Origin of the sequence: Burkholderia sp. 9779_493, from assembly GCF_015712215.1 — a bacterium.
GTDB lineage: Bacteria > Pseudomonadota > Gammaproteobacteria > Burkholderiales > Burkholderiaceae > Burkholderia > Burkholderia cenocepacia.
The window spans coordinates 184,411-207,734 of sequence record NZ_JACCQA010000007.1 but is presented as its reverse complement, the minus strand read 5'-3'; the positions used below and the strand labels follow the sequence as shown (position 1 = coordinate 207,734).

General features: G+C 67.2%; 29 protein-coding genes and 2 tRNA genes. 15 read left to right on the top strand and 16 right to left on the bottom strand.

Annotated elements, in window-relative coordinates; genetic code table 11:
* Window positions 1-190: 190 nt before the first annotated feature.
* Window positions 191-595: a DUF4399 domain-containing protein gene (locus H0X95_RS09780; RefSeq protein WP_012328968.1), complete on the bottom strand. Its 405-nt coding sequence runs from the start codon at window positions 593-595 to the stop codon at window positions 191-193.
* A 198-nt stretch (window positions 596-793) separates the two neighbouring features.
* Between H0X95_RS09780 and H0X95_RS09775 the strand changes: the two genes are divergently transcribed.
* Window positions 794-976 (top strand): rubredoxin, encoded by a 183-nt coding sequence (locus tag H0X95_RS09775; RefSeq protein ID WP_006478164.1) that lies wholly within the window; start codon window positions 794-796, stop codon window positions 974-976.
* 148 nt (window positions 977-1,124) lie between these two features.
* A tRNA-Arg gene (locus tag H0X95_RS09770) sits at window positions 1,125-1,199 on the top strand.
* Window positions 1,200-1,240: 41 nt separating this feature from the next.
* Here H0X95_RS09770 and H0X95_RS09765 read toward each other — a convergent pair.
* Genes H0X95_RS09765 through H0X95_RS09750 form a run of 4 tightly spaced genes read right to left on the bottom strand, consistent with a single transcriptional unit; the run spans window position 1,241 to window position 3,265 of the window.
* Window positions 1,241-2,017 (bottom strand): O-methyltransferase, encoded by a 777-nt coding sequence (locus H0X95_RS09765; RefSeq protein ID WP_369718848.1) that lies wholly within the window; start codon window positions 2,015-2,017, stop codon window positions 1,241-1,243.
* A gap of 46 nt (window positions 2,018-2,063) precedes the next feature.
* Window positions 2,064-2,360: a 4Fe-4S dicluster domain-containing protein gene (locus H0X95_RS09760; RefSeq protein ID WP_006487655.1), complete on the bottom strand. Its 297-nt coding sequence runs from the start codon at window positions 2,358-2,360 to the stop codon at window positions 2,064-2,066.
* A gap of 2 nt (window positions 2,361-2,362) precedes the next feature.
* Complete coding sequence (locus H0X95_RS09755) at window positions 2,363-2,671, bottom strand: hypothetical protein (RefSeq protein WP_006487637.1); 309 nt, start codon at window positions 2,669-2,671, stop codon at window positions 2,363-2,365.
* Between the two features lie 12 nt (window positions 2,672-2,683).
* Window positions 2,684-3,265, bottom strand: coding sequence for an RNA polymerase sigma factor (locus H0X95_RS09750; protein ID WP_006487651.1), 582 nt, complete (start codon window positions 3,263-3,265; stop codon window positions 2,684-2,686).
* Between the two features lie 174 nt (window positions 3,266-3,439).
* Between H0X95_RS09750 and H0X95_RS09745 the strand changes: the two genes are divergently transcribed.
* Window positions 3,440-3,516, top strand: a tRNA-Met gene (locus H0X95_RS09745).
* A gap of 224 nt (window positions 3,517-3,740) precedes the next feature.
* A complete protein-coding gene (locus tag H0X95_RS09740) occupies window positions 3,741-4,073 on the top strand; it encodes a hypothetical protein (protein WP_006487649.1) in 333 nt (110 codons plus the stop codon).
* A gap of 52 nt (window positions 4,074-4,125) precedes the next feature.
* Here H0X95_RS09740 and H0X95_RS09735 read toward each other — a convergent pair whose 3' ends face one another.
* Window positions 4,126-4,866, bottom strand: coding sequence for an SDR family NAD(P)-dependent oxidoreductase (locus H0X95_RS09735; RefSeq protein WP_006487647.1), 741 nt, complete (start codon window positions 4,864-4,866; stop codon window positions 4,126-4,128).
* 115 nt (window positions 4,867-4,981) lie between these two features.
* On the opposite strand from H0X95_RS09735, the gene H0X95_RS09730 reads away from it, so the two are divergent.
* On the top strand, window positions 4,982-5,605 hold the full coding sequence (locus H0X95_RS09730) for a TetR/AcrR family transcriptional regulator (RefSeq protein WP_059721374.1): 624 nt from the start codon (window positions 4,982-4,984) through the stop codon (window positions 5,603-5,605).
* A 21-nt stretch (window positions 5,606-5,626) separates the two neighbouring features.
* Here H0X95_RS09730 and eco read toward each other — a convergent pair whose 3' ends face one another.
* Window positions 5,627-6,127, bottom strand: coding sequence for a serine protease inhibitor ecotin (eco, locus tag H0X95_RS09725; RefSeq protein WP_006497142.1), 501 nt, complete (start codon window positions 6,125-6,127; stop codon window positions 5,627-5,629).
* 143 nt (window positions 6,128-6,270) lie between these two features.
* Between eco and H0X95_RS09720 the strand changes: the two genes are divergently transcribed.
* Window positions 6,271-6,597, top strand: coding sequence for a hypothetical protein (locus tag H0X95_RS09720; protein WP_006478153.1), 327 nt, complete (start codon window positions 6,271-6,273; stop codon window positions 6,595-6,597).
* A gap of 198 nt (window positions 6,598-6,795) precedes the next feature.
* Here H0X95_RS09720 and H0X95_RS09715 read toward each other — a convergent pair whose 3' ends face one another.
* Window positions 6,796-7,200 (bottom strand): hypothetical protein, encoded by a 405-nt coding sequence (locus H0X95_RS09715; RefSeq protein ID WP_059721375.1) that lies wholly within the window; start codon window positions 7,198-7,200, stop codon window positions 6,796-6,798.
* A 117-nt stretch (window positions 7,201-7,317) separates the two neighbouring features.
* Here H0X95_RS09715 and H0X95_RS09710 point away from each other — a divergent pair, with 117 nt between their 5' ends.
* Both H0X95_RS09710 and H0X95_RS09705 read left to right on the top strand, forming a co-directional pair.
* A complete protein-coding gene (locus H0X95_RS09710) occupies window positions 7,318-7,698 on the top strand; it encodes a DUF5594 family protein (RefSeq protein ID WP_006487642.1) in 381 nt (126 codons plus the stop codon).
* A 185-nt stretch (window positions 7,699-7,883) separates the two neighbouring features.
* Window positions 7,884-9,251, top strand: coding sequence for an MFS transporter (locus H0X95_RS09705; RefSeq protein WP_006497144.1), 1,368 nt, complete (start codon window positions 7,884-7,886; stop codon window positions 9,249-9,251).
* A 30-nt stretch (window positions 9,252-9,281) separates the two neighbouring features.
* Here the strand turns inward: H0X95_RS09705 and H0X95_RS09700 are convergent, their stop codons facing one another.
* From H0X95_RS09700 to H0X95_RS09690, 3 genes are all read right to left on the bottom strand, one after another.
* Window positions 9,282-9,875, bottom strand: coding sequence for an AAA family ATPase (locus H0X95_RS09700; RefSeq protein ID WP_034201913.1), 594 nt, complete (start codon window positions 9,873-9,875; stop codon window positions 9,282-9,284).
* Window positions 9,868-11,289 carry an alpha,alpha-trehalose-phosphate synthase (UDP-forming) gene (gene otsA, locus H0X95_RS09695; protein WP_006497145.1) on the bottom strand — a complete coding sequence of 474 codons (1,422 nt, stop codon included), beginning with the start codon at window positions 11,287-11,289 and terminating at the stop codon, window positions 9,868-9,870. The genes H0X95_RS09700 and otsA overlap by 8 nt, the downstream gene beginning before the upstream one ends.
* Window positions 11,290-11,427: 138 nt before the next feature.
* Window positions 11,428-11,637, bottom strand: coding sequence for a hypothetical protein (locus H0X95_RS09690; RefSeq protein WP_006487640.1), 210 nt, complete (start codon window positions 11,635-11,637; stop codon window positions 11,428-11,430).
* 288 nt (window positions 11,638-11,925) lie between these two features.
* On the opposite strand from H0X95_RS09690, the gene H0X95_RS09685 reads away from it, so the two are divergent.
* Window positions 11,926-12,477 (top strand): hypothetical protein, encoded by a 552-nt coding sequence (locus H0X95_RS09685; RefSeq protein WP_006497146.1) that lies wholly within the window; start codon window positions 11,926-11,928, stop codon window positions 12,475-12,477.
* The gene (locus tag H0X95_RS09680; protein ID WP_006497148.1) at window positions 12,474-12,968 is read left to right on the top strand and encodes a hypothetical protein; all 495 of its coding nucleotides are present in this window, start codon (window positions 12,474-12,476) and stop codon (window positions 12,966-12,968) included. The genes H0X95_RS09685 and H0X95_RS09680 overlap by 4 nt, the downstream gene beginning before the upstream one ends.
* Window positions 12,969-13,032: 64 nt before the next feature.
* Here H0X95_RS09680 and H0X95_RS09675 read toward each other — a convergent pair whose 3' ends face one another.
* The gene (locus H0X95_RS09675; RefSeq protein WP_006497149.1) at window positions 13,033-14,370 is read right to left on the bottom strand and encodes an ABC transporter ATP-binding protein; all 1,338 of its coding nucleotides are present in this window, start codon (window positions 14,368-14,370) and stop codon (window positions 13,033-13,035) included.
* A 22-nt stretch (window positions 14,371-14,392) separates the two neighbouring features.
* On the bottom strand, window positions 14,393-16,150 hold the full coding sequence (locus H0X95_RS09670) for an ABC transporter permease (RefSeq protein ID WP_006497150.1): 1,758 nt from the start codon (window positions 16,148-16,150) through the stop codon (window positions 14,393-14,395).
* A gap of 502 nt (window positions 16,151-16,652) precedes the next feature.
* On the opposite strand from H0X95_RS09670, the gene H0X95_RS09665 reads away from it, so the two are divergent.
* On the top strand, window positions 16,653-16,919 hold the full coding sequence (locus tag H0X95_RS09665; protein ID WP_011545926.1) for a double-stranded DNA-specific endonuclease: 267 nt from the start codon (window positions 16,653-16,655) through the stop codon (window positions 16,917-16,919).
* Window positions 16,920-16,961: 42 nt separating this feature from the next.
* Here H0X95_RS09665 and H0X95_RS09660 read toward each other — a convergent pair whose 3' ends face one another.
* Entirely contained in the window at window positions 16,962-18,278 is a 1,317-nt protein-coding gene (locus H0X95_RS09660) for an ATP-binding protein (RefSeq protein ID WP_058901692.1), read from the bottom strand.
* On the bottom strand, window positions 18,262-18,987 hold the full coding sequence (locus H0X95_RS09655) for a response regulator (RefSeq protein WP_006493394.1): 726 nt from the start codon (window positions 18,985-18,987) through the stop codon (window positions 18,262-18,264). Before H0X95_RS09655 ends, H0X95_RS09660 begins: the two co-directional genes overlap by 17 nt.
* A gap of 224 nt (window positions 18,988-19,211) precedes the next feature.
* Between H0X95_RS09655 and H0X95_RS09650 the strand changes: the two genes are divergently transcribed.
* A complete protein-coding gene (locus tag H0X95_RS09650; RefSeq protein WP_006497152.1) occupies window positions 19,212-19,766 on the top strand; it encodes a periplasmic heavy metal sensor in 555 nt (184 codons plus the stop codon).
* 69 nt (window positions 19,767-19,835) lie between these two features.
* On the opposite strand, the gene H0X95_RS09645 is transcribed toward H0X95_RS09650, so the two are convergent.
* A complete protein-coding gene (locus tag H0X95_RS09645) occupies window positions 19,836-20,540 on the bottom strand; it encodes a pirin family protein (RefSeq protein ID WP_006497153.1) in 705 nt (234 codons plus the stop codon).
* A gap of 366 nt (window positions 20,541-20,906) precedes the next feature.
* Between H0X95_RS09645 and H0X95_RS09640 the strand changes: the two genes are divergently transcribed.
* The 3 genes from H0X95_RS09640 (at window position 20,907) to H0X95_RS09630 (ending at window position 23,318) form a co-directional block, all read left to right on the top strand.
* On the top strand, window positions 20,907-21,689 hold the full coding sequence (locus H0X95_RS09640; RefSeq protein ID WP_059721420.1) for an ABC transporter substrate-binding protein: 783 nt from the start codon (window positions 20,907-20,909) through the stop codon (window positions 21,687-21,689).
* Window positions 21,690-21,918: 229 nt separating this feature from the next.
* Window positions 21,919-22,608, top strand: a complete 690-nt coding sequence (locus H0X95_RS09635) for an ABC transporter permease (RefSeq protein ID WP_034201477.1) — start codon at window positions 21,919-21,921, stop codon at window positions 22,606-22,608.
* Window positions 22,605-23,318 (top strand): ABC transporter permease, encoded by a 714-nt coding sequence (locus H0X95_RS09630; protein WP_006489646.1) that lies wholly within the window; start codon window positions 22,605-22,607, stop codon window positions 23,316-23,318. The genes H0X95_RS09635 and H0X95_RS09630 overlap by 4 nt, the downstream gene beginning before the upstream one ends.
* The last annotated feature ends 6 nt before the right edge of the window (window positions 23,319-23,324 follow it).

The following is a 23,324-nucleotide window of genomic DNA, read 5'->3' as shown; positions in this document are numbered from 1 at the left end:
ACGAGCGCCGCGGGATGCGCTTGAAGCGCGTCGGCGCGATGCCGGGAGCGGGTTGCGGACGGTTTTTCGCGTGGATGCCGGCCGTCGTTTACGTGCCCGCGTAAACGGCCGAACGCCGGCCGGATGCCCGCGGCCGGCCGATCGACCGATCCCGTGCGCGGCGCGGCGAGCGCCGGCGCGGGACGTGCGATTATTTCACGTTGACCGTGATCGTCGAGCTCAGTTCGGGACCGTACGAACGGTGCGCGCCGTCACCGAGCTGCAGCGTCAGCGTATGCTGGCCAGGCGGCAGCTTCACGTCGGTTTCGGTCTGGGCCTTGCCGAAATGCAGCGAATGGTCGGTCGCCGGGATCACGTCGCCCTTCGGCACCGGCTTGCCGTCGATCAGCAGATGATGATGACCGGTATCCGGGGTCATGTCGCCGGCCGGCTTGAGCGCCATGCCTTCGAGACCGAACTTCACGTGCACGGGGCTCGACACCGTCGCGCCGTCCTGCGGCTCGACGAAGAACACACGCGCTTCGGCGCGCGCGAGCGTCGATACGGCCAGCGCCGCGACACAGACTGCACCCGCGATCCACTTTCTGTTGAGCATCGTTTCCTCCTTCAGATTGACAGGCTCACGAAGCATACACTGCATGCCCGACCGACGCGACGGCGCCGGTTGTTCGCGATGCGTACGTTTAAAACGACGTTGCGCAGGCGTTCGGCGAAATTCCGGTACCATTGCGCCTTTCGTCCGCCGGCCAGGCTGCGGACGGCATCGCCGAATTTTCATTATCCCGAGCGCAACATGAGCGAAGTAACCGAATACCAGAGCTGGGTCTGCCTGATTTGCGGGTGGGTCTACAACGAAGCGGAAGGGCTCCCCGACGAAGGCATTCCGGCCGGCACGCGTTTCGCCGACATTCCGGCGGACTGGCGCTGCCCGCTGTGCGACGTGGGCAAGGAAGATTTCGTCGTCGTCGATTTCTGATTTTCCGTTTCGATCGCGGTTGATTACGCGATACGCGTGTCGCGGGGGCATTCCGCCCCGCCGACGCGCCGCGCGTTTGCTATACTCTGCGCGCTGTCCACACCGCCGTCCGGTTCGCCTTCTTTTGCGCGAATGCCCGGATATGGCTCTCCCCGTAGTTCAATGGATAGAACAAGCGCCTCCTAAGCGCTAGATACAGGTTCGATTCCTGTCGGGGGGGCCAGTCAAGCTCCATGCCTCCCCGGATTCACAAGAACTCCCCGCTCAAGCAACGACAACCGTAAACTCGACCCCCGACTCAAAATCCAGCGTCGTGGTCGAAAACCGCGGCTCCTCGTCGAGGTATTGCTTGTACGGTCGAACGGCGTCCTCGGCCGTGTACATGTTGTCGGCCAGCACGACCGATCCCGGCCGCAGCAGGCGCTCGATCTGCTTGAACAGCTTCAGATAGGCGTCGGCCCAGACGTCGATAAACACCATGTCGACAGTCCCGTCCAGCCCGGCAACCGTGTCGAACACATCGCCCTCCCGCACGTCGACATAGGCCTCCAGGCCCGCAGTTTCGACGTGGTCGCGCAAACGCGCGCACTTGAGCGCATCGCCTTCGGTCGCGATGACCACGCCACGGCCCAACGTCCGCAGCGCGTCGGCGAAATACAGGGTCGACACACCGCAGGAACTGCCGAGTTCGAGAATTCTGGTCGGCCGTTGCGCGAGCACCATGTTGCGCAAGAACCTTCCCGTTTCCGCCGACACGGCCAACGATAGCGCACTGCCCGCCGACGACTCGAAATCTTCGGTGAACAGGCCGAACGTTTCGAGAAACCGCCCTCGCAACCTCGGGGCGAGTGCTTCGTATTCGTCGACGAGCGTCGGAAACGCCTCGTTCGGCCCCTGGAACTGCGCGCGGGCGCGGGCGATGATTTCGCGCTGGCTCTCTTCATGAAGCCGTTGCAAAAGAGCGTGGGTGGTAGAAACCAAGTGCGTTCCTTGATGAGTTTGATCACGTAGACGGCGTATCCAGCGACTGCTATCCGCCATCAGGCCTGCGGCGCTGCCGCTCCATCATCGGCGAGCACGGGCGACGCTATGCCCTTCTCGCGAGCGTGATCGCGCGCTCGGGACACGCCGTCACGCAAAGCCCGCATGACCGACAGGCTTGCGCATTCGGCGTGTACGCGACTTTCATTCCATGCACGCGCAGCTTCAAGCGATGCATCAGACCGAGGTCGAGATAATCGGCCTCGTCGATGCGCCGGACCTCGAACACGTTTTCGGGGCAAACGGTGACGCAATCGCCCTTGCCTTCGCAACGCTTCAGATCGACGACCGGCGCAATCACGCCCGCCTTCTGCTTGCAGTCGGCCGCTGATTTCTCGCGCATGGTCACTCCTCCGTGGGCCGCTTGCCGCGCGATCGCCATGCGGCCCGGAACTGCTCGCGTTCTTCCGGCGTCATGGCTTCCCACTTGCGCCAGTGGCGCCGGCCGTGCCAGCCGCGGTGTCCGCGGAATCCGCCGAACAGGATGCGGCTCAACACGAGCAGGCCCAGCGCGTGAGCGAAGTCGATCGTCCGGGCGCCAACGAATAGCGCCGGCATCACCCAGTTCCACAACATCATCACGACCCCACCGAGCACCCCGATGGCCACCACCACGAGCAGCGCCTTGCCCGCACATCTGATTCGAAAATTCATCCGTCGACTCCTCTAGATATCCAGTTCGTCGTAAATGGGTTGCAGTCGAGCACGCAGATGCAGGACCGCGTAGCGTTTGCGCGCGAGCAGCGTATTGAGCGTGACACCGCTTTGCGCGGCCATCTCCTTGAAGGACTGTCCTTCCAGCTCGTGCGCGATGAAAACCTCGCGCTGATTCGCCGGCAACTCGTCGAGCGCATCCTGCAACGCCTTAAGCAACAGCGTGCGAGCGTAGAGCGCCTCGGGGCCGGCATCGTGCGCCGGCAGCGCCAGATCCAGGCGATACTCGCTGTCCGCTTCGTCGTCGGCATCGAGCAGATCGGTCAGCGGTTGCTCCTTCTTCTTGCGAAAACGATCGATGATGCGGTTGCGCGCGGTACGGAACAGCCACGCGCTCGCCTGTTCGATTGGCGCGGGAAGTCGATAGGCCTGTACGAATTCGTGAAGCACATCCTGCAGAACGTCCTCGGCATCGTCCGGGTCGCGGATCCGGCGCCGAATGAAATTCCCTAGCCTCGTTCGTTCACGCATCACCGTCGCAGTGATGTCGCGGTCTGGGTCGGTCATCGTTTGCGAAGTGGGTGGCGGTTCCATGCGTCTGAAGACGTTTCAGGCGCGTGAATATTGTGGCGAGCGTGAAAAATTTTCGGTTGTACGCGTCGGCTTCACTGCGCTGCAGTCGTTTCAAGGAACAGGCCCGATATGGCATCAGCCCGTCGTCGCAGGAATCGATTGACTCCCCGCATCAACCCGAAGTACACTTCGCGCCGCGGGGTGGAGCAGTCTGGCAGCTCGTCGGGCTCATAACCCGAAGGTCGTAGGTTCAAATCCTACCCCCGCAACCAAATGCCGAAGCCCGCTTTGCGAAAGCAAGCGGGCTTTTTGCTGTCCGGCGGTCCGGGGATGTGGCTTGCGCGTGCAGCGCAACTAAGGTATGCGAACGGCGATGCAATCGCGCGTTCCCCACGACGTGCGACACGTAATCGCAGCTCGTCCACTCGCCGCCGACATGCAGCGAACATTGCGTAGAATTCCGAACCTTCTTCGGTTCAGCACACGGACTTCTCGAATGATTCGAACGATCGCGGCACTCGTCGTGCTTTCGGCGATGACCGCCGTGGCCAACGCCGCCGACACCGGCACGGCCCCCACCAAGCAACGCTACGTCAGCCCGGGCATCGCCAACGTCACTGCCTCGGCAGCCCCGCGCCCGGAAAGCACCGCCTCCAACGCCCGCTGCCGGGAACTGGCCGCCGGCATCGACGCGGTCACGCACTCACCGGACCGCGGCCAGAAGGTCGTGCGCGGGATGGGCCCGGACGGCAAGCCACGCAACGAACTGCGCGCCTACGACAAACGGGCCGATCTGGAAGCCGAGCACCAGCGCCTCGGCTGCCAGTAACGAACAACGCCGCACACGCCCCCACCCGGCCAATCCGCGCCGGGCAGCGGCCTTACGCGTTCGCGCCGCCGTCGATCGTCAATCCGGTCCCGTTGATCGACCGCCCTTCCGGTCCGACGACGAACGCCACGAGCGCGGCCACGTCGTCGGCCTTGCCGTACTGCTGAATCGCCATCCGCGAACGCTGCGCATCGGCATGCGCGCCATCGGCCGGGTTCATGTCGGTATCGGTCGACCCCGGATGCACGATGTTGACCGTGATGCCGCGCGGGCCGAGATCGCGCGCGAGCCCCTGCGTCCAGCCGATCAGCGCGGCCTTGCTCGCCGCATAGAGGCTCATCCCCGCATCGGGCACGCGCGTCGCGAGGCAACTGCCGGTCGACACGATGCGCCCGCCCTCGCCGAGATGCCGCGCCGCCGCCTGCGACGCGACGATCACCGCGCGCACGTTCACGTTCAGCGTCGCGTCGATGTCGTCGAGCGTGAGGTCGTCGAGCGATCCGGCCCGGAAAATCCCCGCGTTGTTGACGAGGATGTCGAGTCCGCCGAATGCCTCCGCGACACGATCGACCGCGTTCCGCACGGCGACCGGATCGGCGCTGTCGGCCTGGATCGCGATGGCGCGCCGGCCCAGCGCCTCGATGCCGGCAACCACGGCCTGCGCCCGCTCGGCCGATTTTTCATACGTGATCGCCACGTCCGCGCCATCGGCCGCCAGCCGTTTCGCGATCGCCGCGCCGATGCCGCGGCTGCCGCCCGTGACGAGTGCACGCTTGCCCTGAAGTCGGTTCATGTCGATTCCTTTCCTCATTTATGTAACGACCGACACAGAATGTGGCAAGTTGCGTCGCACAGTCAATTGATTTATTTTATCGATCGATACAGATATCGACGAAGGAACGGACGCAATGGCTGAACGAGGCCGACCGAGAAGCTTCGACAAGGAAGCCGCGCTGGATCGCGCGATGGAGGTGTTCTGGCGTCTCGGCTACGAAGGAGCGTCGATGACGGACCTGACGACCGCGATGGGCATCGCGTCGCCGAGCCTGTATGCGGCCTTCGGCAGCAAGGAAGCGTTGTTCCGGCAAGCGCTCGAGCATTACGGCGCAACCGAGGGGCGGGAAATCTGGGGGGGCGTCGAACGGGCAGCCAGTGCGCACGACGCCGTGCAGCGCTACCTGATGGATACCGCGCGCGTGTTCACGCGGCGCTCGAAGCCGGCCGGCTGCCTGATCGTGCTGTCGGCGCTGCATCCGGCCGAACGTTCCGATACGGTCCGGCAAACGTTGATCGCGATGCGCGAGCACACGGTCGACGCGCTGCGGGAGCGGCTCGCGCAAGGCGTCGCGACCGGCGAAATATCCGCGCACGCGAATCTCGACGCGATCGCCCGCTACTACGTGACGGTTCAGCAGGGCATGTCGATTCAGGCGCGCGACGGCGCGAGCCGCCGCGATCTGGAGGCCATCGCGCAGGCCGCGCTGGCCGCCTGGCCGGCGCTCGTCGGCACGCGCGGCGCGGCCGGTGCGTAGCGGCAGGACGCCGCCGAAAGGTTACTGCTTCGCAGCTTGCTGCACGTCCTTCGACGCATGCCACACGCGATAGCGCACGTCGAAGCCGTCCGGCACATAGACGACGAGCGGCAGGCGGCTGTTGTAGCGCAGCAGTTGGCCGTCACCGCGCACCTGCACGAAGCGTTGCTGCGGCGCCTGGCCCGGGCATGCCATCAGCGTCGATGCCGGCCCTTTCACGTCGGTGAGCCGGTAATACGTGTAGCCCCAGCCCTTCACGTCCTCGGCGGTCAGCTCGCCGCCGAACCACTGCTGGTTGCAGTCGGTCTGCAGCGTCTTGCCGATCATCAGCTCGACGCGCGCATCGCCCTCGTTCTCGAGCGCGGGCAGCGCGATCACGACGCGCTGCTGGCCGGCCGCGGCCTGCGGGAACATCTTGATCGACTCCGCCGGCACGGCGGGCGCGGAGGCCGGCGCGGCCACGCAGGCGGCGGCCGTCGTCACGCAGAAAGCGGCCAGCGCGGCCCGGATCGCGAATTTCATCGATGTGCTCCTGAAAAACAAATGAGCCCCGGATGCTAACACTTTCGTCGCAAGACCTTACGAGCCTGTAATTTGGCGACACAATTGCAAACAGCCGGCAATCCCCGGGCGCGGTACTTATAGCGCAACCAACGGAGAACATCATGCTGAAGCTCATTGCTGCCGCCGGCGTCGCCACCCTGCTGGCCGGCTGCGTCGTCGCCCCGGACGCCGGATACGGCTACGGGCAGCCCTACTATTCCGATCCCGGCTACGCGTACGCGCCGTCCCCCGTGTACGGCACGGTCAATATCTGGGGCGGTGGCGGCGGACGCGACTGGGATCGCGGCCGACGCGACTACCATCACTGGGACGGCGATCGCGGCAACCGTGGCAACGGCTGGTGGCGCGGCGGCGGACGCCGCGGCGACTGGAACGAAGGCGGGGGTGGCGGACACGGTCGCGGCGACGGCGGCGGGCATCGCCACTGACGCGCAATTGCAACCGTTTGTATCCACGCACGGCCCGCCGATGGCCGGCGGCGCGCCATGCAGGGGTACGGACGACCACACAAAAGACGAAGGCCCTCGCATCGAGCGAGGGCCTTTCGTCGTTCGGCGCGGCGAAACGATCGTCGGTGGGTGCCGGCCGACCGGCACCCACCCCGCGCGCACGCCGCGCGCCGGCGCTTACCAGCCGGCCGGCTGCACGTAGCCACCCTGCCGCACCGGCGCCCCGCAGACGTACGCACGCTGGTAGCGGTCGTAGCAATAGTTCGGACCGTCGTCCTGGTACTGCGCCTGCTGATAGGTGGGGTAGGCCGGCTGCTGGTACGCGGGCGCCTGGTAGTACGTCGGCGGCTGATAGGCCGGCGCCTGGTACACGGGTGCCTGATAGGCGACGGGCGGATTCATCGCCGACGTCACGATCGCGCCCAGCACCGCGCCGCCGATCAATGCGCCGATGACGGCGCCGCCGTCGCGGCCATGCGCGGACGCCGGCCCCGCCACCGCGAGCGAACCGGCAAGGACACACACTGCGGCAATCTTTTTCATGATGGACTCCCACGCGAAGTGGTACTGGATGCGAAGCATTGTGGCGGTGCGCGGCCGTAATAGATGCAGCAAGTGGTAACGCGCGATTACCGGTATCGCATCCGCCGAAACGCGGCGTCGCCGTGCTACGATTTTCGGCATACAGGAGACGCCTTCATGCAGCCCGAAACCGCCCGCCGTTTCGATACCGAATTCGCGCCGCGCATCGCGCAGGCGATCGCCGCGTTCTTCGCCGATCACGTGCAGACCGACGTCGTCCCCTACGGCGGGCACGGGCACCCGACGCGCGTGCAGATCCGCAGCGCGCCGCACGAGCACGTGAGCGGCTTCGTGCATCCGTTGAATCTCGAACTGACGTGGGACTCCGACGAGATCGAGCGGCTGATGGAACCCGACGGCCCGCAGCGCTTCGAGCACTACCTGGCCGCACTGCCGAGAAAGCTGGGCGCGTGGCAGGGCGCGCGCGACATCGATCTCGCGTCGCGCACGCAGGCCGACCCGCTCGTGCGGCTCGGCGGTCTCGACTTCGAAGGCTGAATGCGCGCGCCAATCGGCGGGCGCGCGGCTCGGCGTCGCGCGATGCGGCCCGGTGATACACTCGACCGGCCCCGTTCCGGTGCCGCCATGCCGGCCGGGCCGTTCATCGCCGCCTCCGCCCCCGCACATGGTTGCGCACGCAACCGGCAAGCGGGCACGCGGACAACCACGCTCTCGCTCCCGTCATGAACGCCGATACCGGCCTGCCGCTTCCGCAACGCTACTGGGCGATCGTCTGCGTCGCCCTGGGCATCACGCTCGCCGTGCTCGACGGCGCCATCGCGAACGTCGCATTGCCGACCATCGCGCGCGACCTGCACGCATCCGACGCCGCGTCGATCTGGATCGTCAACGCATACCAGCTCGCGGTCACGATCACGCTGCTGCCGCTCGCGTCGCTCGGCGAGCGCATCGGCTACCGCCGCATCTACATCGCCGGGCTCGCGCTGTTCACCGCGGCGTCGCTCGGCTGCGCACTGGCCGGCTCGCTGCCGATGCTGGCCGTGATGCGCGTGATCCAGGGGTTCGGCGCGGCCGGCATCATGAGCGTCAACGCGGCGCTCGTGCGGATGATCTACCCGTCGTCGTTGCTCGGGCGCGGGCTGTCGATCAACGCGATGGTGGTCGCGCTGTCGTCGGCGATCGGGCCGACGGTCGCGTCCGCGATCCTGTCGTTCGCGTCATGGCCGTGGCTCTTCGCAGTCAACGTGCCGATCGGCATCGCGGCCGTGCTCGGCAGCCTGCGCGCGCTGCCGGCCAATCCGCTGCACGACGCGCCGTACGACTTCCCGAGCGCGCTGATGAACGCGTGCGTGTTCGGCCTGCTGATCACGGCCGTCGACGGGCTCGGTCACGGCGAAGGTCATGCGTACGTCGCGGCCGAACTGGCCGTCGCATTCGTGGTCGGCTACTTCTTCGTGAAGCGTCAGTTGTCGCAGCCGGCGCCGCTCCTGCCGGTCGACCTGATGCGCATCCCGATGTTCGCGCTGTCGGTCTACACGTCGACGGCGTCGTTCACGTCGCAGATGCTCGCGTTCGTCGCGCTGCCGTTCTGGCTGCAGCATTCGCTCGGTTTCTCGCAGGTCGAAACCGGCCTTTACATGACGCCGTGGCCGCTCGTGATCGTGTTCGCCGCGCCGCTCGCAGGCGTGCTGTCGGACCGCTATTCGGCCGGCATTCTCGGCGGGATCGGGCTTGCACTGTTCGCCGCCGGCCTGCTGTCGCTCGCGACGATCGGCGCGCACCCGGGCACGGTCGACATCGTGTGGCGGATGGCGCTGTGCGGCGCGGGCTTCGGGCTGTTCCAGTCGCCGAACAACCGCGCGATGCTGTCGTCGGCGCCGCGCGAGCGCAGTGGCGGCGCCGGCGGCATGCTGAGCACCGCGCGCCTGACGGGCCAGACGCTCGGCGCGGCGCTCGTCGCGCTGATTTTCGGGCTCGCGCCCGACCGCGGGCCGACGATCGCGCTCTATGTCGCCACGGTGTTCGCGGCGGTGGCCGCGGTCGTCAGCCTGCTGCGCATCGCATCGCCGCGGCCGGACACGGCGGCCTGACACCATCGCGCGCCGTACGCGCAGCGGGCGTCAGGCGGCGTCGAGCGCGTCCATCACGAAGCGCACGCGCGCCTTCACGCTCACACGCGGCAATTCGATCAGCCGATAGCCATACGACGTATAGCAATCGACCATCGCGTCATAGGTCCGCACCGCTTCCGCGAAATCCTGCCGGCGCTCGGTGTCCTGCGCATAGATGTCGGGCCATGGCGGCGCGATGAACACGCGCCGGTGGTAGCGGAACCGCCGCGCCGCGGCTTCCGCGTGCGCGGGCACCGTCAACCCGGTCAGCTTCAGGTAACCGATCACGTCCGGCACGCCGCGATCGAAGAACACCGGTCCGCGCGCCTGCCGCGCGAGATGGTAGGACCGCATCTCCCAGCTCAGCATCAGCTCCGCGAACGCTGCCGGGTCGCGCCACGGCAGCGCTTGGCCATCGACGGCCATCTGGTCGCGGATCACGCCGCGCCCGGCTTCCTGCGAACGTGCGTAGCCGGCACGTTCGAGCGCATCGAGCAGCGTGCTCTTGCCCGAACCCGGCCCGCCCGTCACGACGAAGAAACGGCCGGCGGGATCGTCGGCCACTTCGTCGTCGCTATCGGCGCCGGGCGCGCCCTCACGCATGCGCCACCCGCCGGCCCGCGCGCCGCGTGACCGACGCCGCCGCCGCGACACTGCGCAAATCGGCGACGAACGTGTCGCGCCAGACCGACAGGTCGTTCTCGCGCAGCCGCGCGAGGTTCTCCTCGTGACGCGCCTGCCGCTCCGCGAGCGGCATCGACAGCGCGCGTTCGAGCGCCTCGGCCATCTGCGACAGGTCGTACGGATTGACGAGCAGCGCGCCGGTCAGCTCGGCCGCCGCGCCCGCGAACTCCGACAGCACGAGCACGCCCGGATCGGCCGGATCCTGCGACGCGACGTATTCCTTCGCGACGAGATTCATCCCGTCGCGCAACGGCGTCACGTAGCCGACCTGCGACATCCGGAAGAACGCCATCAGCAGGTTGCGCTCGTACTTGCGGTTCAGGTACTGGATCGGCGTCCAGTCGAGTTGCGAGAAGCGGCCGTTGATGCGGCCGGCCTCGCCTTCGAGCGTTTCGCGGATGTGCTGATAGGTCTGCACGTCGGAACGTGTCGGCGGCGCGATCTGCAGGAGCGACACGCGCCCCTGCCAGCCCGGCGCATTCGCGAGCATCCGCTCGAACGACTGGAAGCGTTCGACGAGCCCCTTCGAGTAATCGAGGCGATCGACGCTCATCACCAGCTTGCGGTCGCCCAGCGCCTCGCGCAGCATCTTCACCGGCTTGCGCGTGCCGTACTGAACGGCCGCCTGCGCGATCGCGTCGGGATGCACGCCGATCGGATAGGCGGCGACCTTCACGACACGGCCATGCGCATGCAGCATCCCGTCGTCGCTCGCCGCGCCGATGCCGCGCCGCTCGATGTAGTCGGTGAAGGCCTGCTTGTCGGCTTCGGTCTGGAAGCCCGCGACGTCGTACGCGCACATGAACTTCACGAGTTCCTCGTGCGGCGGCACGAGGCGCAGCATGTCGGGCGACGGAAACGGGATGTGCAGGAAGAAGCCGATCGGGTTCTTCACGCCGAGCTCGCGCAGGCAGTGCGCGAACGGCAGCAGGTGATAGTCGTGCACCCAGATCAGGTCGTCCGGACGCAGCAGCGCGGCGAGCTGCTTCGCGAGCATCGCGTTCACGCGCAGATAACCGGCGTACTCCTGCCGATCGAAGCGCGCGAGATCGCCGCGGTAGTGGAACACCGGCCACAGCGTCGCGTTCGAGAAGCCGCGGTAGTACTGGTCGTAGTCGCGCCGGGTCAACCCGACCGTCGCATACGTCACGTTGCCGTCCCGCTGGATCGCGGGCTCGGCATCGGGCGCGCCGACGATCTCGCCGTTCCAGCCGAACCAGACGCCGCCCGTTTCCCGCAGCGCGTCCATCACGCCGACAGCCAGGCCGCCCGCGCTCGGGCGCGTATCCTCGCCGGCGGCGACACGATTCGATACCACGATCAATCTGCTCATGCGACTTCCCCTCCTCGATTCGATTGGCTGGCGCGCGACGCACGCCAAAGCAGACGCGGCGGCCCGAAGGCGGCCGCGCGGCGACTCAGTTCCGAGAATTGCAATGAAATACGGCGGTGGAATGCGGCGACGACCGTATCAAGCGTCCTGCTCCTGACCGAGGTCGCGTTGATAGTCGAGCCCTTCCGGGCGAGCACCACCCTGGTTGTGATCGCCGTCCGACGGCGTCTCGTCCGGCGCGCCCGCGGGCGGTGCCGATGGCGCGTCGGTCTGCGGACGCGAGCGGTCTTCCGGATGGCTGGCCGCCGCGTCAGGCGGCCGGTGTGACAACCGTTTCGAACGGCGCATGGCTGGGTGTCTCATGTGCGGCGCGGCTCGAAGCCGTCGTAGAAACATTCCATAGCAAAACAGTCTAGGTCGCTTCGTCGCACCCAAAGGTAACAATTACCTTCAATTTGTAACGTTTCGACCCTGCTCCGATCATCTATCCGACAATAACGCCGCCCGCGCGCACGCGGCCTGCCGCGCGGCGATTTGTCAAAGCTTTGCAGTTTTCCTATGACAATTGCGAAACAATGACGCGGCATCAGGGCGTGCATGCGTCGCCGCTCACCCAGACAGGACTTGCACTCAGGGATGAACATTCGTTTCGAATCGCCGCGCCGGGCCACGCCGGCGCGCGTCGTGCTGGCCGTGATCGCCACGGCCGCACTGCTGTCCGGCTGCAATTCGTTGTACAGCGAAGGCGCGACAGCCGGCGCCGGTATCGCGGGCGCCGCGATCGCTTCCAAGGTCACCAACAACGCCGCCGTCGCGACCGGCATCGGTCTCGGCGCCGTTGCCGGCGCGCGGGCTGGCGTCCAGTACACGCAACGCGTCGCGCACCGCTACACGCAGGAGCAGATCGCGAAGGCAGCCGGCCCGCTCGACGTCGGCGGCGTCGCGCCGTGGTCGACGCACCATTCGTTCCCGATCGAGGACGACGAGCAGGGCCGCGTGACGGTCAGCCGGATGATCAGCATCGGTCCGCTCGACTGCAAGGAAATCGTGTTCGCGGTCGACACGCCGGCGAAGGCCGACAAGGCCGCGCAATCGGCGTTCTACGTCGCCACCATCTGCCGCGACGGGCCCGTATGGAAATGGGCATCGGCCGAACCGGCGACCGAACGCTGGGGCGCGCTGCAATGAGCGTCGCGATCCGTATCGCGGCGATCGGCGCGCTGTGCGCGGCGACGGTCGCGCTGTCGGGCTGCGGGTCGGTCGGCGCGGCGAGCGGCGCGCTGGCCGGCGCGGCGACGGGCCTCGTCACCGCGAACCCGGCAGTGGGCGTCGGCGTCGGGATTGCCGTGCAGGCGGCGACCGACGAAGCCGTCAACCGCACGATGAAGCAGCTCCATCAGAACCAGCAGGACGCGATCGCGAAGACGGCCGGCAGTCTCGCCGTCGGCGAAGTGAAGCCGTGGAAGGTGAAGAACACGTTGCCGCTGGAGAACGGCGAAGGCGAAGTGCGCGTCACGCGCGCGTACGCGTCGGCGCTCGCGCTGTGCAAGGAATTCGCGTTCTCGGTGAAGGACGGCGACAAGGCCGACTGGTATTTCGCGAATGCGTGCCAGCAAGGCACGCACTGGAAGTGGGCGTCGGCGGAACCGGCCGTTGATCGGTGGGGGAGTTTGCAGTAACGGTGCGGTGCGCGGCGCCCGTGGCGTTCTGCGCCGCGCGGTTATACCGAGCGCCCCACCCGCATCAGGACTCGACGTCCTCGAGGCTGAAGATTTCGGTCTGGTCGTTGTACGAGAAGATCTCGCCGTAACGGCCCCAGTCGATCACCGCGTCGAGCGTTTCCTCGGCCGCGCCGTCCGACAGGAAGTCCTCGAGCTCCTGCTCGAAGCGCACGCGCGGCGCGCGGTGCCCCGGACGCTCGTTCAGCACCTTCTTGATCCGCGCGGCGAGCGGCACGTGCTTCAGCAGGTGATCCGCGAACATCAGCTTGCGCTCCTGCGTACCGAATTCCGCGAACACGCGCCCCGGCGGCGTCAGGAACACGTCGCCTTCGCGCACGTCCGCGAAGCCGAGGTACTGCAGCACTTCCGCGATCGGGAACAGGTCGTCGACCTCGAGGTGCAGCGTGCGGGCGATTTCCGGCATGTCGGCGCGACCATGGTACGGCGCCATCGCGAGCGTCTCGATCAGGCCGGCCATCAGGTTGGTCGACACCTGCGGCAGCCAGCTGCCGAGCTCGAGTCCCTTCTTCGTCGCTTCGCCGGTCTGGCGTGCGGTCATCTTCGCGTAGATGTCGTCGACGAGCTTGCGGAACGCGGGGTCCAGACGATTGCGCGGATGCTTGAACGGCACCTTGATTTCGGCGATCACGCGCCCCGGATTCGACGACAGCACGAGAATCCGGTCGCACATGAACACCGCTTCCTCGATGTTGTGCGTGACGATCAGCACCGACTTGATCGGCATCCGGCCTTGCGTCCACAGATCGAGCAGATCGGTACGCAGCGTTTCGGCCGTCAGCACGTCGAGTGCGGAGAACGGCTCGTCCATCAGCAGGATCGTCGGGTCGACGACGAGCGCGCGCGCAAAACCGACGCGCTGGCGCATCCCGCCCGACAGCTCGCGCGGATACGCGTTCTCGAAACCGTCGAGACCGATCAGGTCGATCGCGGCGAGCGCACGCTCGCGCCGCTCGCGCGCGCCGACGCCGAGCGCTTCCAGCCCGGCTTCCACGTTCTGCAACACGGTCAGCCACGGGAACAGCGCGAAGGTCTGGAACACCATCGCGACGCCTTCGGCCGGGCCGCGCAGCGGCTGGCCGAGGTAGGTCACTTCGCCGCCGGTCGGCTCGATCAGGCCGGCGATGATGCGCAACAGCGTCGATTTGCCCGAGCCCGAGCGGCCGAGCAGGCCGACGATCTCGCCTTCGCGCAGCGACAGGTTCGCGTCGTCGAGCACGAGCAGTTCGCCCTGCGTCTTATTGAAGCCGCGGCAGACATGATCGACGCGCAGGATTTCTTCACCGAGGCGCGGGGGCTGGGACGTCTGGACGGGGGCGTTTACAGCATTCGGATTGTGCATCGCGTTTCGCTCTCAATCGGTCTCAGTCGAGCCGCAGCTTCGCTTCGGCGAAGGCATACAGCGGGCGCCACAGCAGGCGGTTGAACAGGGTGACGAACAGGGACATCACGGCGATGCCCAGGATGATCTTCGGAAAATCGCCGGCGGCGGTGGTCTGCGCGATGTAGGCGCCGAGGCCGTGCGCCTCGATCTTGGTGCTGCCCCACTGCACGGCTTCCGACACGATGCTCGCGTTCCACGCGCCGCCCGAGGCGGTGATCGCGCCCGTCACGTAGTACGGGAAGATGCCGGGCAGGATCGCCTGGCGCCACCACTGCCAGCCGCGGATGCGGAAGTTGGTCGCCGCTTCGCGATAGTCGTTCGGGTAGGACGTTGCACCGGCGATCACGTTGAACAGGATATACCACTGCGTGCCGAGCACGATCAGCGGCGACAGCCAGATGTCCGCGTTCAGGTGGAAGCGCGCGATCACGATCACGAACACCGGGAACAGCAGGTTGGCCGGGAACGCGGCGAGGAACTGCGCGAGCGGTTGCAGCTTCTCGGCCAGCTTCGGGCGCAGCCCGACCCACACGCCGATCGGCACCCAGATCACCGACGCGATCGAGATCAGCACGACCACGCGCAACAGCGTGATGAGGCCGAGCACCAGCACGTGGCCCACCTCGGCCATCGTCACGCCGGTCGCGACGAAGCTGACGACGCGCCACACGATGTAGGCCGTGCCGATCAGCACGAGCCCGGCCCATGCGATGTCGACCGTGCGCGACGCCTTCTTCTCGACTTTCGGCAGCGTGAAACGCATCGCGCCCGACAGCGGCAGGCGCAGCGGGATCCGCGCGGCCTTCGCGAAGAACCAGCCGGCCGGCACGAGCAACTGATGGATCAGCCGCGTGCGGCGCACGAGGTCGAGCAGCCACGACTGCGGCGCATCGCCCGACGCGGTGTTCTCCATCCGGAACTTGTCGGCCCACGCGATGAGCGGGCGGAACAGGAACTGGTCATACGCGAGGATCACGACCGTCATCGTCAGGATCACCCAGCCGATCGCGCCGAAGTTCTTGTCGGAGATGGCCTGCGCGAGATACGCGCCGATGCCCGGCAGCGTGATCGTCTGGTTGCCGACGGTGATCGCCTCCGACGCGACGACGAAGAACCAGCCGCCCGACATCGACATCATCATGTTCCAGATCAGGCCCGGCATCGAAAACGGCACTTCGAGCTTCCAGAAGCGCTGCCAGGACGTCAGGTGGAAGCCGCGCGACACTTCGTCCAGGTCGCGCGGCACCGTGCGCAGCGACTGGTAGAAGCTGAACGTCATGTTCCACGCCTGGCTCGTGAAGATCGCGAAGATCGCGGCCAGCTCGGCGCCGAGCACGCGGCTCGGGAACAGCGCGAGGAAGAACGTGACCGTAAACGAGATGAAGCCGAGCACCGGCACCGACTGCAGGATGTCGAGGATCGGGATCAGCACCATGCCCGCGCGGCGGCTCTTGGCCGCGAGCGTGCCGTAGACGAGCGTGAACGCGAGCGATGCGACCATCGCGGCGAGCATCCGCAGCGTGGTGCGCAGCGCGTATTCGGGCAGGTTCGACGGATCGAGCGAGATCTTCTGCGTCTGCAGCACGCCGATCGGCGCCATCGTTTCGTGAAAGCCGACCACCGCCATCGCGATCAGGCAGATGATCAGCGGAAATGCGATGAAGTCCCACCGGTTCGGCAACACGCGCCACGCGGATGCGTTGGCGGTCCGGTTCGGATTGAAGAATCCGACGTTCATCAGGCGCCCTCCCCGGTAAGGCCGAACGAAGCCGGCAGTCGATGTTGATTCATGGCAAAGCGCACGGGCGCGGTAATTCGATTGACTGGCGATCTCGCGCACGCGGCGCGCCGTGCGCGCATGCGCTGCCGCGGCCGGGCGAGTCGGGCCGCGACGGCACGACACTACACCAACCTGTATTTCAGGTACAACCGTCCGGGGACGGCGCAGGCAGCGCATGGATCGTGCCCGGCGCGTGGGCGGATGGCGGGCGCGCGGTACGGAACAGCCCGGCCGCAGTCCTGCGGCCGGCACGCAGGCCCGAATTATGCCGTGATCCGGCCCGGCCGTGAACCCGCCCGCCGCACGCGGGCACAAACCGTGTCCGGCATCAGCAGCCGGATACGACGAAGCAGGTATGATCGGGGCTAGCCCCCGGGTTCGTGTCGGCGGTGCCGCGACCATGCGCACGCGCCCTCTGTATACAGGCCCCGGGGATCGACCGACGAGCGGGAGGAAGGGAATGGCAGGAAACTTGGTGATCGTCTGTCGCGATCAGGATGCCGACGCGTTCTATGAACTCATGCAGGAGTACGGGTCGTTCCAGACGCGGCTGTCGTCTACGGCGTGGTACCTGAACATGAACGTCGTGCCGGAATCGCTGCAGGAGGAAATCCTGGAGCGCCTCGGCCGGTATACGACCGTCTATATCTTCGAGGCCACCACGGTGACCTACAACACGATCGACAGCAACGCGGCCGAGACGCTCGGCACGCTGTTCGGCGAATGACGCCGCGCGGCGTCTGCCCGGCCGGGCGGGCGCCGCGGCCGCTCAGGCGGCCTCGGCGTGGGGTTCGTCCTTCGGCACGGCCTCGAACGGAAACGTCATCGATACCCGCAGGCCACCTTCGGGGCGATTGCCGATGTCGCACGCGCCCCCCAGCCTGAGCACCAGCCGCTCGACGATCGCGAGCCCGAGCCCGCTGTGGCCGTTCCCGCCGCGTGCCGGGTCGAGCCGCACGAACGGCCGCGTGGCGGCCGCGAGGTCGCGCGGTGCGATGCCGCCACCGCTGTCGCTGACCGACAACACGTAGCCCGTCGGCGTGCGGGCCGTCTCGACGACCACCGGCGGCGCGCCGTACGCATGCGCGTTGTCCAGCAGGTTCGACAGGATCCGGTCGAGCGTCGCCGTCGGCAGCCGGAAGCCGGGATCGGCCTCCAGCCGCGTCTGGACCGCCGGCGCGTTCGGCGCGACCGCACGATAGCTGCGCGCGATCCGCTCGCACGCCTGGTCGACCGGCACCGGCTCGCTGCGGTCGGCGCCGCCATGCGCAAACACCAGGAACTGGTCGACGATGTGCGACATCGAGTCGACGTCGCGCACGACGCCGTCGCGCAGCCGTGCGTCGTCCATCATTTCCGCGCGCAGGCGCATCCGCGCAAGCGGCGTGCGCAGGTCGTGCGCGACGCCGGCCAGCATCACCGCGCGATCGCTTTCGGCCTGCGACACCTGTTCCACCATCTGGTTGAAGCCGTGCGTGAGCTGGCGCAGCTCGCGCGGGCCGCGTTCGCGCAGCGGCGGCACCGGCTGCCCGCGGCCGAAACGCGCGACCGCACGTGCGAGCGAGCGCAGCGGTTGCTGCAACTGCCAGGCCGCGAACAGCGCGGCGATCACGCCGGCCGAGAAGATCGTGCCGAGCCACAGCAGCATCCGGTCGAGCGAGCGCGGCGGCCGCAGCGGCTGCACCGGCACCACGATCCAGTTGCGGTCGGCCGGCTCCTTCACCCACAGCACCGGCGGATGGCCGGGCGTACCGATCTCGACCTGCGTGCCGGGCGGCATGCGCTCGCTCACGTCGTCGCGGAACCGCTTCAGCGGCGGCGGCAGTCCCGAATCGCCACCCTTCGGCACATCGGGGCTGTCGGGCGCCACGAGCCGCACGCGCGACGGCAACGGCTGGTCAGGCGTGCGCTCGACGTGCTGGCGCACCGCATCGACGAGGAACGCGGCCTCCTCGACCGCGTAACGCGTCTGCATCTGGTTGCGCTCGAGCCGCATCGCGAAGAACCACGCGAAGTGCGACAGGAGCAGGACACCGACGACGAGCAGCGCCAGCCGCCCGAACAGCGAATCAATGGGTTTGCGCATGAGCCTCGCCGTCGGGCACGAACACGTAGCCGCGCCCGCGGACCGTCTGGATGAAGCGCGGCGTCGACGGATCCGTTTCGAGGATGCGGCGCAGGCGCCACACCTGGACGTCGATGCCGCGGTCGGTGCCGTCGTACTCGGGCCCGTGCAGCAGCTCGAGCAGCCGCTCGCGCGTGAGCGTGCGCAGCGCATGGTTCACGAAGATCTTCAGCAGCGCGAATTCGCTGCTCGACAGCGTGGCCGGCTTGCCGTCGACCGACAGCGTGCGCGCCTGGAAGTCGAGCAGGAAGCGGCCGAACGCGAACGGCTCGCGCTGCTCGGGCGCGGCCGCCGACGGCGTCGCGCGGCGGCGGCGCAGCACGGCCTGCACGCGTGCGAGCAACTCGCGCGGGTTGAACGGCTTGCCGAGGTAGTCGTCCGCACCGAGCTCGAGCCCGACGATGCGGTCGACGTCGTCCGCCCGCGCGGTCAGCATGATCACGGGGATGTCGTCGCCGGCCGCGCGCAACTGGCGCAGCGCGGTCAGGCCGTCCACGCCCGGCATCATCAGGTCCAGCACGATCAGGTCGGGCCGCTCGCGCTCGAGGCGCTTCTCGAGCGTCGCCGCGTCGTGCAGCACGGACACTTCCATCCCCTGGCGCACGAGATAGTCGCGCAGCAGGTCTCGGAGTTCTTGGTCGTCGTCGACGATGAGGATCTGGGTAGTCATGGCTCGAAGTTTACCGCGCGAGGGCGGAGTCGAAGAACGAAACAAAGGGACGAAAGGGTTACTGCGGGTTACCGCGCAAGGGAACTGTAATGCTCGGTAACCGGGCCGCCACCCCGCGTAACACCCGCCGGGGCCTGCATCGCTAACCTGCGTCTTACCGGATGCGGCACCCGACTTTCCCGGCGCCGCATCGCCGGACCCTTTGGATACAAGGAGTTTCTGAAATGTATAAGAAGACTTCCCGCGTGGCCATCGCGGCCGCCACCGTGCTCGCTCTCGCATTCGGCACCGCGCATGCCGCGCCGCCCGACGACATGCCGCCGCCGGGCGGCCCCGGCATGCACCGGATGCACGGCGGGCACGAAGGCGGCCCGTTCGGCGCGATCATGAAACTGCACGACCAGCTGAAGCTCAACGCGTCGCAGGAACAGCAGTGGCAGGCGGCCGTCAACACGATGAAGCAGAACCGTGACGCGATGCGCAAGAGCCACGAGCAGATGCGCGAGCAGTTCAAGGCACAGCAGAACCAGCCGATCCTCGACCTGAGCGCGATGCACTCGGCACGCCAGCAGGCGGAGGCGCAGAACGCGCAACTGCGCGAGCAGACGTCCGCCGCGTGGCTCACGTTCTACAACGGGCTGAACGACTCGCAGAAGACGATGGTCAGCACGGCGCTCAAGCAGCAGTTCGCGAAGATGGAACAGCGCCACGAGAAGATGAAGGAGCGCTGGGAACAGCACCGCGCGGCCGCCAAGGGCGCATCGGCGCCGGCGCAGTAAGCCGGCGGGCCGCTCCCGCAGCGGCCTCGAACGGGGACGCAGGCACCGGCCTGCGTCCCCTTTTTCATTTCAGGCGACGTCGAACAGCAGCACCTCGGCGGTCCGGCCGCGCGCGAACGCCACCGCGTCCACGCCGCCGATCCGCGCGCCGTCGCCGGCGGCCAGCGCGCGGCCGTTGACCTCGACCTCGCCGCGCGCCACGTGCACATAGACGCTGCGCCCGGCCGGCACGTCGAACGCCGCCGTCTCGTCGCCGTCGATCAGCCCCGCGAAGATGCGGGCGTCGGCCCGCATCGACAGCGCGCCGTCGCCGCCGTCGGGCGCCGCGACGAGCCTGAGCCGGCCGCGCTTCTCGTCGTCGGCGAAGCGCCGTTCCTCGTAGCCGGGCCGCCCGCCCGGCTCGGCCGGCTGCAGCCAGATCTGCAGCAGATGCAGCGGCCGGTCGCGCGATGCGTTGGTTTCGCTGTGCTGGAGCCCCGTGCCGGCGCTCATCCGCTGGATGCCGCCGGGCCGGACGATCGCGCCGCAGCCGAGGCTGTCGCGATGCGCGAGCGCGCCATCCAGCACGTACGTGACGATCTCCACGTCGCGGCGCGGCTGCATCCCGAAGCCGCGCGTCGGTGCGATCAGGTCCTCGCTCAACACGCACAGCGCGCCAATGGGCGGACGTACCGGCGCATGCTCGGTGTGGCAGGCGGACGAAAAGCTGTGACTCGATTCGAGCCAGCCGTGGCGCGTGCGGCAGCGGTCTTCGGCGCGCAAGATCTGGAACATTGGGGAGGACGCTCGGGGGCGCAGATGTTCTGTTCGGGTTTACCTCCACTGTAGGGGGAGACCGAAAGCGCCACAATCCGCCGCCGGCGCACCGCATCGTTGCACCCGCGCAAACAATTGCCAAAATATTCGTTGTGAATACCACGATTGCCGCAACAGCCGAATCGAGGAATCGGTCGATCGCGCCGGATTGCCGTTTTCCGGATATCGCGTTCGGGTAAAATACCGCCCTTTTGGCGTTCGCCGTTCCGGCGACCGCCAGCGCCAGAGCGCCGATCGGCGATTTTTGGCCGTCTAGAATACGCCGCGGCGCCCGGTCCGACCGGCCGCGAGCGCCCCCGGAAAGTCAGCAACAGAAGGATGGAAATGAAGAAGGCCGCCCTGTGCGCCGCCCTCGCCCTCGTGGCGGGCAGCGCCTTCGCGAAGGAGTGGAAGACCGTGCGGATCGGCGTCGATGCCAGCTACCCGCCGTTCGAGTCGACCGCACCGAGCGGCGAGATCGTCGGTTTCGACGTGGATCTCACCAAGGAAATCTGCAAGCGGATCAACGTGAAATGCGTGTGGGTGGCGCAGGATCTCGACGGGATCATTCCGGCGCTGAAGGCGAAGAAGTACGACGTCATCGTGTCGTCGCTGACCGTCACGGACAAGCGCCGCGAACAGATCGACTTCTCCGACAAGGTGTACGACGCGCCCGCGCGGATGATCGCGAAGACCGGCTCGCCGCTGCTGCCGACGGTCGCGTCGCTGAAAGGCAAGCGCGTCGGCGTCGAGCAGGGCTCGACGCAGGAGACCTTCGCGAAAGCGTACTGGGAACCGCAGGGCGTGACGATCATTCCTTACCAGAACCAGGACCAGGTCTATGCCGATCTCGGCTCGGGGCGCCTCGACGCGACGCTGCAGGACGAGTTGCAGGCCGAATACGGCTTCCTGCGCACGCCGCGCGGCAAGGGTTTCGCGTTCGCCGGCCCGGAAGTGAAGGATCCGAAGACGATCGGCGACGGCACCGCGATCGGCCTGCGCAAGGAAGATACCGATCTGAAGCTCAAGATCAACCGGGCGCTGGCCGACATGCACAAGGACGGCACGTACGACCGGCTGTCGCACAAGTACTTCTCGTTCAGCGTCTATTCGGCGCCGGCCCGCTGAACGCCGACGACGAGAAGCAGCGGATGCGGGGGCGGCCCCGCGGCCGCGCAGTACAGGCAGTCAACCACGCGCCGCCCACCCCCTTGCCCGCCGCTCGCGCGACGGGCAGGCCCGGCACCGTTGCCGGGGCGGACGGTCATGATACGTACGGGGCGTTCCGCGCAGCTTGGCGGGCGCGTCTTTCGCGGCGCACTGCGTGCGCCCTCAGGGACCACACCAGGGACCACATATGTTTCTACAAGGTTACGGCCCGCTGATCCTCGCTGGCACCTGGCAAACCGTCAAGCTGGCGGTGCTTTCGCTTGCGCTGTCGTTCCTGCTGGGGCTGCTCGGCGCCGGCGCGAAACTGTCGCGCAACCGCGTGACGAACGGCGTCGGCACCATCTACACGACGCTGATCCGGGGCGTCCCCGATCTGGTGCTGATGCTGCTGCTGTTCTACAGCCTGCAGATCTGGCTGAACATGGCGACCGATGCACTCGGCTGGGACCAGATCGACATCGACCCGTTCCTCGCCGGCGTGCTCGTGCTCGGCTTCATCTACGGCGCGTACTTCACCGAGACGTTCCGCGGCGCATTCCTGTCCGTGCCGCGCGGCCAGCTCGAGGCCGGCAGCGCGTACGGGATGACGAACTGGCAGGTGTTCACGCGGATCATGTTCCCGCAGATGATGCGCTTCGCGCTGCCGGGCATCGGCAACAACTGGCAGGTGCTCGTGAAGTCGACCGCACTCGTGTCGATCATCGGCCTGGCGGACGTCGTGAAGGCGTCGCAGGACGCCGGCAAGGGCACGCTGCGGTTCTTCTTCTTCACGCTGATCGCGGGAGCGGTCTACCTCGCCATCACGACGATCTCGAACTTCGTGCTGATGTGGCTCGAAAAGCGCTACTCGACCGGTGTCCGCAAGGCTGACCTATGATCGAACTCATCCAAGAATACTGGCGCAACTATCTCTACACCGACGGTTATCGCATCACCGGTGTCGCGATCACGCTGTGGCTGCTGGTCGTGTCGATCGGCCTCGGCTTCTGCCTGTCGGTGCCGCTCGCCGTCGCGCGCGTGTCGAAGCGGAAGTGGCTGTCGGGCGCGGTGTGGCTGTACACGTACGTGTTCCGCGGCACGCCGCTCTACGTGCAATTGCTGCTCTGCTACACAGGCCTCTACAGCCTGCAGGCCGTGCGCGGCACGCCGATGCTCGACGCGTTCTTCCGCGACGGGATGCACTGCACGCTGCTCGCATTCACGCTGAACACCTGCGCGTACACCACCGAAATCTTCGCGGGCGCGATCAAGGCGACGTCGTACGGCGAGATCGAAGCCGCGCGCGCATACGGAATGTCCACGTTCACGATGTATCGCCGCGTGATCCTGCCGTCGGCGCTGCGCCGCGCGCTGCCGCTCTACAGCAACGAAGTGATCCTGATGCTGCACGCGACGACGGTGGCCTTCACCGCGACCGTGCCGGACATCCTGAAGATCGCGCGCGACGTGAACTCGGCGACCTACATGTCGTTCCACGCGTTCGGCATCGCCGCCCTGCTCTACCTCGTGATCTCGTTCACGCTCGTGTGGCTGTTCCGCCAGGCCGAGCGCCGCTGGCTCGCGTATCTGCGCCCGCAAGGCAAGTAAGTTTTC